Origin of the sequence: Microbacterium sp. (genome assembly GCF_047972865.1) — a bacterium.
Lineage (GTDB): Bacteria > Actinomycetota > Actinomycetes > Actinomycetales > Microbacteriaceae > Microbacterium.
This window is the reverse complement of sequence record NZ_JBKEAY010000183.1, coordinates 37,058-46,939: the sequence shown is the minus strand read 5'-3', so window position 1 is coordinate 46,939 and position 9,882 is coordinate 37,058. Positions and strand designations below refer to the sequence as shown.

At 68.0% G+C, this 9,882-nt stretch carries 9 protein-coding genes; 6 read left to right on the top strand and 3 right to left on the bottom strand.

The annotated features are described in order from the left end of the window. The first annotated feature begins 176 nt into the window (after positions 1-176). Positions 177-740, top strand: a complete 564-nt coding sequence (locus ACK5KK_RS11050; protein WP_416890137.1) for a TetR/AcrR family transcriptional regulator — start codon at positions 177-179, stop codon at positions 738-740. A gap of 50 nt (positions 741-790) precedes the next feature. Here ACK5KK_RS11050 and ppgK read toward each other — a convergent pair whose 3' ends face one another. Next, positions 791-1,552, bottom strand: coding sequence for a polyphosphate--glucose phosphotransferase (gene ppgK / locus ACK5KK_RS11045; protein ID WP_416890136.1), 762 nt, complete (start codon positions 1,550-1,552; stop codon positions 791-793). A 77-nt stretch (positions 1,553-1,629) separates the two neighbouring features. Here ppgK and ACK5KK_RS11040 point away from each other — a divergent pair, with 77 nt between their 5' ends. From ACK5KK_RS11040 to ACK5KK_RS11025, 4 genes are read left to right on the top strand one after another with little or no spacing between them, the layout of a single operon-like run. Continuing rightward, positions 1,630-1,836 carry an SPOR domain-containing protein gene (locus ACK5KK_RS11040; protein ID WP_416890135.1) on the top strand — a complete coding sequence of 69 codons (207 nt, stop codon included), beginning with the start codon at positions 1,630-1,632 and terminating at the stop codon, positions 1,834-1,836. 43 nt (positions 1,837-1,879) lie between these two features. Continuing rightward, positions 1,880-3,217 (top strand): type I glutamate--ammonia ligase, encoded by a 1,338-nt coding sequence (gene glnA / locus ACK5KK_RS11035; RefSeq protein WP_416890134.1) that lies wholly within the window; start codon positions 1,880-1,882, stop codon positions 3,215-3,217. An 8-nt stretch (positions 3,218-3,225) separates the two neighbouring features. After that, positions 3,226-6,228 carry a bifunctional [glutamine synthetase] adenylyltransferase/[glutamine synthetase]-adenylyl-L-tyrosine phosphorylase gene (locus ACK5KK_RS11030; protein ID WP_416890133.1) on the top strand — a complete coding sequence of 1,001 codons (3,003 nt, stop codon included), beginning with the start codon at positions 3,226-3,228 and terminating at the stop codon, positions 6,226-6,228. A gap of 37 nt (positions 6,229-6,265) precedes the next feature. After that, a complete protein-coding gene (locus ACK5KK_RS11025; protein WP_416890132.1) occupies positions 6,266-6,655 on the top strand; it encodes a PPOX class F420-dependent oxidoreductase in 390 nt (129 codons plus the stop codon). A gap of 439 nt (positions 6,656-7,094) precedes the next feature. Here the strand turns inward: ACK5KK_RS11025 and glnA (ACK5KK_RS11020) are convergent, their stop codons facing one another. After that, the gene (gene glnA / locus ACK5KK_RS11020) at positions 7,095-8,519 is read right to left on the bottom strand and encodes a type I glutamate--ammonia ligase (protein ID WP_416890131.1); all 1,425 of its coding nucleotides are present in this window, start codon (positions 8,517-8,519) and stop codon (positions 7,095-7,097) included. Positions 8,520-8,663: 144 nt separating this feature from the next. On the opposite strand from glnA (ACK5KK_RS11020), the gene ACK5KK_RS11015 reads away from it, so the two are divergent. Beyond that, the gene (locus tag ACK5KK_RS11015; protein WP_416890130.1) at positions 8,664-9,065 is read left to right on the top strand and encodes an RDD family protein; all 402 of its coding nucleotides are present in this window, start codon (positions 8,664-8,666) and stop codon (positions 9,063-9,065) included. Between the two features lie 4 nt (positions 9,066-9,069). Here the strand turns inward: ACK5KK_RS11015 and ACK5KK_RS11010 are convergent, their stop codons facing one another. Further along, the gene (locus ACK5KK_RS11010; protein WP_416890129.1) at positions 9,070-9,780 is read right to left on the bottom strand and encodes a DUF4191 domain-containing protein; all 711 of its coding nucleotides are present in this window, start codon (positions 9,778-9,780) and stop codon (positions 9,070-9,072) included. Between the last annotated feature and the right edge of the window lie 102 nt (positions 9,781-9,882).

Here is a 9,882-nt window from a genome sequence, read left to right as displayed (position 1 = left end):
AGAGATGACCGTCGAAGGGGTAGGATCCCCGGAACAGAACCCGGCGTATAGGCCGACCCATTCACTTCACCCGAGCCGCTGCCGTGCGGTCGGCGCCCAAGGGCGTGGGATCGGCGAGGTGACCGGGCAAGGGCCGATGGTGGTGCTCCCATTCTTGACGGTGAAGGAGCTGCCGCATGGCTGAGCGACTCACCCGCCGCGCGGTGGTCGACCGTGCCGCATCCCTGTCCGATGCCATCGGTCTGGACGAGCTCACGATCACGAAACTCGGCCGTTCCCTCGGGATCTCACCCCCGGGCGTGTACCGGCACGTCACCGACCTCGACGACCTACGCCGCGCGCTCAGCCAGCACGCGACGGGCGAGGTCGCCGCGGTGCTGTCCGCAGCGTGCACCGGCCTGTCCGGGGCCGACGCGCTCACCGCGCTCGCGACCACCCTCCGAACATGGGCACACCAGCATCCAGGCCGCTACGCGGCCTTGCAAATCGCGCCCGACCCGGACGACACCGACGGGCACACCGCCGCACAGAACCTGATCACCGTGCTCGCCTCCGCCCTCCGCGCGTACCAGCTCGACGGTGATGACCTGACCGACGCGATCCGCCTCATCCGGAGCACCATCCACGGCTTCATCACCCTGGAACACAGCAACGGCTTCGGACAACCACGCAACCTCGACACCACCTACGCACGCATCATCGCCTCCCTCCACACCGTCCTCACCGACTGGACGCCCTGACAGCACTCAGCCCGCCGGGACGACCCCGAGGCGGCGGCGTCGGCGAAGCGCTATCCCGCCGAGAGGGCTGCGGCGCCGATGATGCCGGCGTTGTTGCGGTGCACCGCCGGGACGATCGGGGTGTCCAACTCCAGGAGGGGAAGGAACTGATCGGCGTGTTTGGATACCCCGCCGCCGACCACGAACAGGTCGGGCGAGAACAAGAACTCCAGGTGACTGTAGTACCACTGCAGGCGCCGCGCCCACTTCTTCCAACTCAACTGCTCGCGCTCCTTGGCGGAATAGGCGGCCCACGCTTCGGCGTCGCGTTTGTGGCGTGCCCGGTGCAGGTGCCCGAGTTCGGCGTTGGGGATCAGCTCGCCCCGGTACAGGATGGCCGACCCGATGCCGGTGCCCAGCGTGGTCATGATGACCAGGCCCGACTGGTCGCGGGCGGCGCCGTACCGCAACTCGGCCACTCCGGCCACGTCGGCGTCGTTGGCGAAATGGATGTCGCGCCCCAGGCCCCGCTCGAAGAACGCTTCCGCTTCGAAACCGATCCATGTCTGCGAGACATTGGCGGCCGACAGGGTGCGTCCCTCCTTGACGATCGCGGGGAACGCGACCCCCAGCGGGATGTCGGTGTCGGCGACCTGCAGAGTCTCGAGCACGCTCACGACGGCTGCCAGCACGTCGTCGGGCTCGGCGCCGCGCGGCGTGGCCACCTTGACCCGCTCGCTCAGCAATTCGCCGGTGGCGACGTCGACCAGCGCCCCTTTGATCCCGGTGCCGCCGATGTCCACGCCGACCGCGCGCGTTGCTGTGCTCGTCATGACCCCAGCTTACGACTCGGCGAGGTGATCGTTAGGATCGAGGGGCGTCGATGAGCAACGATTCGGGGAGGCGTCGGATGGGCGGAGAACAGAAGTACTGGTACAACCTCGCGACCGGGCAGGTGGAGCGCGGATACGAGTCGCCAGCGGTCGACCGCGCCGGGCCTTTCGACACCGAGGAGGAGGCCGCGCGCGCTCCGGAACTGCTCGCGGAGCGCTCACGCACCTGGGCCGAGGAAGACGCGCGCGAAGACGACTGGGGATCCTCGTCCGCGCAGAGCTGACGCGGGCCGATAGTCTGGCCTGACCGGCTTCGGAGAGGATGCGATGGACAAGCAGCGGGACTTCGTACTGCGCACGATCGAGGAACGCGGCGTGAAGTTCGTGCGCCTGTGGTTCACGGACGTGATCGGAACTCTCAAGTCGGTGGCGATCGCGCCGGCCGAAGTGGAGGGCGCCTTCACCGAGGGGTTGGGTTTCGACGGATCCGCGATCGAGGGGCTCACCCGTTCGCAGGAGTCCGATCTGCTCGCCCACCCCGATCCGTCGACCTTCCAGACGCTCCCGTGGCGCGGCGACGTCGACCCGACCGCGCGCATGTTCTGCGACCTGACGACGCCCGACGGTCAGCCCGCCGTCGCCGACCCTCGCAACGTGCTCAAACGAGCACTGTCGAAGGCCGCCGACGCGGGTTTCACCTTCTACACGCACCCCGAGATCGAGTTCTACCTGTTGAAGTCGTCGCAGATCGGGCCCGACGGACCGGTGCCAGTCGACTCGGCGGGCTACTTCGACAACGTGCCCGGCGGGACCGCGCACGACTTCCGGCGTAGTTCGGTGCGCATGCTCGAAGACCTCGGCATCTCGGTCGAGTACAGCCACCACGAGGGTGGGCCCGGGCAGAACGAGATCGATCTGCGTTACGCCGATGGCCTGGCGACCGCCGACAACATCATGACCTTCCGCACCGTCGTGAAGGAGGTCGCGATCGAGCAGGGCGTGTACGCGACGTTCATGCCCAAGCCGCTCAGCGGTCAGCCCGGCAGCGGCATGCACACACACATGTCCCTGTTCGAGGGCGACGTCAACGCCTTCTATGAGGAGGGCGCCGAGTACCACCTCTCCAAGGTGGGTCGCCATTTCATCGCGGGCCTGCTCACGCACGCCAACGAGATCGCCGCCGTCACCAACCAGTTCGTCAACTCGTACAAGCGGCTGTGGGGCGGGGACGAGGCGCCGAGCTACGTGACCTGGGGGCACACGAACCGCTCCGCGCTGGTGCGCGTGCCGCTCTACAAGCCGCGCAAGGCGCAGTCGGCTCGCGTCGAATACCGCGGACTCGACTCGGCAGCCAACCCGTACCTGTCCTACGCGCTGCTGTTGACGGCGGGCCTGAAGGGCATCGAGGAGGAGTACGAACTGCCCGCCGAGGCCGAGGACAACGTCTGGTCGCTCAGCCCGGGGGAGCGCCGCGCACTAGGGTACAAGCCGTTGCCGGCGAGCCTCGACGCAGCGCTGCACCAGATGGAGGAGTCCGACTTTGTCGCTGAGACTCTCGGCGAGCAGGTCTTCACCTACGTGCTCCTCAACAAACGCCGCGAGTGGCACGAGTACCGCGCGCAGGTCACGCCCTTCGAGCTGAAGAGCAACCTGGAAATGCTCTGAGTGGTCCCGTGACCGCCGGCGCACGAACCAGTGGCCTGACCGGACTGGCCCGGGTCGGGTTCTCGGAGTTGTCCGAGGCGGACGCATCCCTAGCTGAGCTCGGCGACCTCGTTGGGCTGGAGCGCGCCGAGTTGCTCGCTGGCGCGGAGAGCGCCGGCGATCCCGACGGTGCGCTGGCGGCGTTGCTGCGGGTGGCTCGGCGCGATGCCGCACCGGTGCGCGACACTCTGCAGCGGGTGCCTAAGACGGTGTGGCTCATTTTCGGCGCGTCCGAGGGGTTCGCGGAGTTCTACTTGCGGCATCCGGACGAACTTGCCCTCCTCGTCGACGCCGGGACATCGCTGCCCGGCGCCGACCGCCTGCGTTTCGAACTCCTGGCGTCCGTTGACGTCGACGACGACGGCTTCGCCGCTCGCGGCGACGAGAGCGCGTGGGTCGCGCTGCGCGTTCGATATCGGCGGATGCTGGCCCTGATCGCCGCGTATGACCTGCACGCGGAGAGTTCTGCGGACGTTCTCCACGAGGTGGCTGCGGCCCTCGCCGATGCCGCCGGCGCCGCACTCGAAGCCGCGTTGGCGGTCGCGCGCACCCGCATCTCCAAGGGCGGGGGAGCCGGGGTCGGGCTGTTCCCGCGCGACGAGGTCGCCGCGACCCGCCTCGCGATCATCGGGATGGGCAAGACCGGTGCACGCGAGCTGAACTACGTGAGCGACGTCGACGTGATCTTCGTCGGCGGGGTGCTCGCCGATCGGGCCGACGAGGTCAGCGAGGGACGCGGGATCGACATCGCCACCCGACTGGCGGTACAGACGATGCAGGGCATCTCCGGGGTGGAGATCGAGCCGCCGTTGTGGGAGGTCGACGCCAACCTGCGTCCCGAGGGCAAACAGGGCGCGCTGGTGCGCAGCGTCGAGTCGCACCTGTCGTACTACGACCGGTGGGCCAAGAGCTGGGAGTTCCAGGCGCTGCTGAAGGCCCGCCCTCTCGCCGGTGATGCCGAGCTCGGCCGGGAGTACGTCGATGCCGTCCAGCCCAAGGTGTGGGCCAGTGCGGCGCGGGAGAACTTCGTCGACAGTGTGCAGCGGATGCGCGAGCGCGTCACCGAGCACATCCCGGCCGACGAGGTGCCGTACCAGCTCAAACTGGGTCCGGGCGGCATCCGGGACATCGAGTTCACCGTGCAGCTGCTCCAGCTCGTACACGGGTTGTCCGACGACCAGATCCGGCAGCGGGGCACGCTGGACGCGCTGGACGCGCTCGTCGAGGAGGGGTACATCGGGCGGGACGACGCGGCCACTTTCGCCCGCGACTACCGCATCCTGCGTGTGCTGGAGCACCGACTGCAGTTACGTGGTCTGCGCCGCACGCATCTCATGCCCCGCACACCCGAAGGCCTGCGCGCGCTCGCGCGCACGGTGCGACTCGTTCCGCTGGATGCGGATGTGTGGCGGCTCTGGGAGGCGCTCAAGCGCGAGGTGCGAGAGATCCACGTGCGCTTGTTCTACCGGCCGCTGCTGTCGGCGGTGGCGGCGCTGTCGCCCGACGAGCACGTGCTGTCGTCAGAGCAGGCCCACGACCGGCTCGCGGCGATCGGGTTCCGCGATGCCGCCGGCGCCCTCCGTCATATGGCGGCCATCACCGGTGGCCTGAGCCGCACGGCCACGATCCAGCGGCATCTCATGCCGGTGATGATCCGGTGGTTCGCCGACGGGGTCGATCCGGACAACGGGCTGCTGTCATACCGGCGGATCTCCGAAGCGCTGGGGGAGACTCCGTGGTTCCTGCGGATGCTGCGTGATTCGTCCGGTGCTGCCGAACGTCTCACCCGCGCGCTGTCGGGCTCGCGGTTCATCGGGCAGTTGATGGAGGGGATCCCCGAGTCGGTCGCGTGGCTGGACTCCGAGGAGCAGTTGCGGCCACGGACCGGGCGCGCACTGGAGGAGGAGGCTCGGGCGATCCAGACCCGGCACGCGACGATCGACGACGCGATGCGCGCCGTACGGGCCCTGCGTCGGCGCGAGCTGCTCCGGCTGGCCCTGGCTGCCGCGCTGAGTCCGCTCACGATCGAAGACCTCGCGGCCGGCTTGACCGCGATCAGCGAGGTGACGATCCAGGCGACGCTCCGGGCGGTGCGGCGCGAGGTGGTTCCCGACGACGCCGCCGACCTGGACTTCTCCGTGATCGCGATGGGCAGGTTCGGGGGCGCTGAACTCGGCTTCGGCTCGGATGCCGATGTCATGTACGTCTACGATCCGAACGGCCTCGACCCGCAGCGTGCGGGGGAGCTGGCACTGAAGATCGTGCACGGGCTGCGCACCTACTCGGAAGACCCCCGGGTGCCTTTCGAACTGGACGCCGACCTCCGTCCCGAGGGGCGCAACGGGCCCATGGTGCGCTCCCTCGACTCGTATGCGGAGTACTACCGGCGCTGGTCGCTGTCGTGGGAGGCGCAGGCGCTGCTGCGCGCACGGGGGGTGGCCGGGAGCGCGAAGCTCATCGAACGGTTCATGGCTTTGGCTGACGAGGTGCGGTACCCGAAGAACGTGAAGCCGGACGACCTGCGCGAGATACGCCGGATCAAAGCGCGTGTGGAGACCGAGCGGCTGCCGCAGGGTGTGGACCGTGCCCGCCACCTGAAGCTCGGCCCGGGAGGTCTGAGCGACGTCGAGTGGCTGGTCCAGTTGCTTCAGCTGCAGCACGCCCATCGTGTCCCCGGCATGCGCACCACCTCGACGTTGGGGGCGTTGGACGCCGCCCGGGAGGCGGGGTTGGTCTCGGATGTCGCCGTATCCCGGCTGACGGCAGCGTGGCGTCGCGCCAGCCGGCTGCGGTCGGCGAACACGTTGCTGTCGGGACAGACCAGCGACATCCTCCCCGCCGATCGAGACCGGCTGGACGGGATCGGGCGTGTGCTGGAATACCCGCCGCGTTCAGCGACGCGCGTCGAAGAGGACTGGATGCGTGACGCTCGTCGTGCCCGCCGTACGTTCGACAACCTCTTCTACGGCTGACGCCGGACCGCGCGAATCCGTCGATATCCTGGTTCCCATGACCGAACTCGCGCAGAGTCGTTACGTGTCCTTGACGTCGTACCGTAAAGACGGGACGCCGGTGAGCCTTCCGGTGTGGATCGCCGATCTTGGCGACGGGACCGCGGGGTTCACGACCGGTTCGGGTTCGTACAAGGTGAAGCGCATCCGCCGGAACCCGGCCGTCACCCTGCGGCCGTGCGACGCCCGTGGCAACGTCACGCCGGGGTCGCCCGTCGTCGAGGCCACGGCGCGTGTCGTCTCCGACGGCGGCTACACGCGTGTGCGGCGCGCCATCGTCGCGAAGTACGGCATCCAGGCGCGACTGCTGGCTCTGGCGGGGGTCGTGCGCGGCTGGTTCGGCCGTTCGACCTCCGACGTGGCGATCGAGGTCACATTCACCGCCTGACCGACGCGCGCCTGCGCACCTCTCCTCGCCAGAACGGTTGGGGGAGAGCGATGCCGCTCGTGCGGTCCGGTTCCAGGACGTGCGGTTCGAGGCGGTGGAGCAACCGGATGGGAGCCAGCACAGGCCCCGGCGCACTGGCAGCAGCTCGCCGCGAGCCTCCAACTCCCCGAGCAGGTGGTGTGCGGTCGACGGGGTGAGCGAGAAGTCGCCCGGCTCCCAGAAGCGGCGCGGCCTCCCCCCGACGCGAGCACGGCGCGCCGGGCGTCAGCCGCGCCGTGGCGGTTGCGGCGGAGCGCGAGCAAGATCGGCATCACGCACTCCCCGCGGTCGTCCGCACACGCCCACAGACAGTCTGAGCCCCAGACGGCGATTGCCGTCTGGGGCTCAGTAAATTGCTGGGCTCAGAGACCGGAAGTGTGGCTCTGAGGGCCTCCCGGAATCAGACCCCGAAGTACAGTTCGTACTCGAAGGGGTGCGGGCGCTGCGCGATCGGCTGGATCTCGTTCTCGATCTTGTACTCGATCCAGGTCTCGATGAGCTCCGGCGTGAACACGTTGCCGCGGGTGAGGAACTCGTTGTCGGCGCGGAGGGCTTCCAGCGAGTCCAGCAGCGAGTTCGGCACCTGAGGAATGTTCTTGGCCTCCTCGGGCGGCAGCTCGTACAGGTCCTTGTCCACCGGCTCGTGCGGCTCGATGCGGTTGATGATGCCGTCGATGCCGGCCATCATCTGCGCGGCGAAGGCGAGATACGGGTTACCCGAGGCGTCCGGCGCGCGGAACTCGATGCGCTTGGCCTTCGGGCTCGATCCGGTGATCGGGATACGAACGGCGGCGGAGCGGTTACCGGCCGAGTAGACCAGGTTCACCGGCGCCTCGAAGCCCTTCACCAGACGGTGGTAGCTGTTGAGGGTGGGGTTGGTGAACGCGAGTACCGCGGGGGCATGCGCGAGCAGACCGCCGATGTACCAGCGCGCGATGTCGGAGAGCCCGCCGTAACCCTTCTCGTCGTAGAACAGCGGCTTGCCCTCGAGCCACAGCGACTGGTGGGTGTGCATACCCGAGCCGTTGTCGCCGAACAGCGGCTTGGGCATGAAGGTCGCGACCTTGCCCCACTGCTCGGCGGTGTTCTTGACGATGTACTTGAACTTCAGGATGTCGTCGGCGGCGTGGACCATCGTGTCGAACTTGTAGTTGATCTCCTGCTGGCCACCGGTGCCGACCTCGTGGTGCGCCCGCTCGAGCTCCAGGCCGACCTCGATGAGCTTGAGGCTGATGTCGTCGCGCAGGTCGGCGGTCTTGTCGACCGGCGCGACCGGGAAGTAACCGCCCTTGAACGGGGTCTTGTTGGAGAGGTTGCCGCCCTCTTCCTCGCGGCCCGTGTTCCAGGCGCCTTCTTCGGAGTCGACCGCGTAGAAGCTGGAGTGCTGCTTCACTTCGTAGCGCACGTCGTCGAAGATGTAGAACTCCGCCTCGGGGGCGAAGAAAGCGGTGTCGGCCACGCCCGTGGACGCGAGGTACTTCTCGGCCTTCTTGGCGACCTGGCGCGGGTCCTTCGCGTAGATCTCACCGTTGCGGGGGTTGTAGATGTCGAAGATCATCACGAGCGTCTTGGCCTCGCGGAACGGGTCCACGTAAGCGGTCGAGACATCCGGGATCAGCTGCATGTCGGACTCGTGGATGTTCGCGAAGCCGCGAATCGACGAGCCGTCGAACATCTGACCGACCGTGAAGAACTCCTCGTCGACGGTCGAGGCCGGGATGTTGAAGTGCTGCTGGACACCAGGAAGATCCGTGAATCGGATGTCGAGGAACTTGACGTCCTCGTCTTTGATGAATGCCAGCACCTCGGATGAATCTTTGAACATGGAGTCTCCAAGATCGAGGGAGTGACGCCTGCAGTTTCCGCAGACACGCTAGAAGCTATCGGCGCGGGGTTGCCCTCCAGTATCCCGCATGTTTCGGGCATGTTACGGCGCGGCGGGATCACCCCCGCCGATAGGGTGGGGCGTGTGAGCGATCGCCCGACCGAGCAGTCCTACCCGGGCGAACGGCTCGGTCTGCCCGCCACTGGAACGGGCAGTATCGCAAGGCCCGGCCGTCGCGCAGCCGCGCTCCTCATCGACTGGGCATGCGCGGTCGTGGTCTCGATCGCGTTCTTCCAGTACGATCCGATGCTCACCCTCGCCGTCTTCGCGGTCGTGCAGATGGTCTTCCTGCCGACCCTGTCGGGCAGCCCGGGTCACGTGCTGCTCGGGATGCGTCTCACGCGCCTGGACGGTGGCTGGGTGGGCGTGTGGCGCCCGATCGTGCGCACCGTCCTGCTGGTGCTCGTCATCCCGGCGGTGGTGTGGGACGTGGATCAACGCGGGTTGCACGACAAGGGCGCGGGCACCGTCCTGGTGCGCCGCTGACCGGTCACCGCGGGCGCGGTGCGCGTGCCTTGGCCGGATCGATGCCCTTGGGGATGGGCAGCGAGGTCACCGACTGTGACACGGAGTCGACGCGTTTGAGGACCGCAGCCATCGTGGCACGGTCGACCTTCTTGGGGAGCTTCTTGATCGTGCGCGCGAGGTCGGCGATCGCCACGTCGTCGTCGCCGTGGCCCACGTACAGGACCTCGACGGGCACGCCGGACGCGACCCGCTGCACCTTCATCCGCTCGTCGTTGACGAGCCGGGTCAGCCGGCCGCGGGCGCCTTCGCCGATGATGACGACGCCGCCGCGCCCGATCGCGCGGTAAACGGCGTCCTGTGTCTTGGGGTTGACGCCCACCGGCATCTCCGAGGCGTTCCAGTTGCGCCCGAGCGCGGTGGAGACGACGTGCCCGACCGCCCCCGGCATGCCGTCGATCTTCTTGTACATGGCGCGGGTGGACAGCCTGGTCAGCGTGATCATGGCGGCGAGGACGCCGAACATCAACCCGGTGAAGCCCCAGAGGATGACGCTCCAGATCGCCAGCGGCGGGATGAAGAACCCGAGCAGCACGCCGAGTCCGATACCGAGCACGATGATCCCGATGAGCAGCCAAGGCAGCCACCGGTACTCCGCTTTGGTGAAGGTGAACAGGGAGCGGATCTGGGCGAAGAAGCCGGGGCGCTTCTCCGATGTCGTGCTGCGGGCGGCCATGAACCCAGCCTACATTTCACGCCGCGTCCTCGCCTTCACAGCGGCCGTACCGACCATGTTGTGCACCGACCGGGCTATGGCGGCCCCACGGGCGGCGGGCGA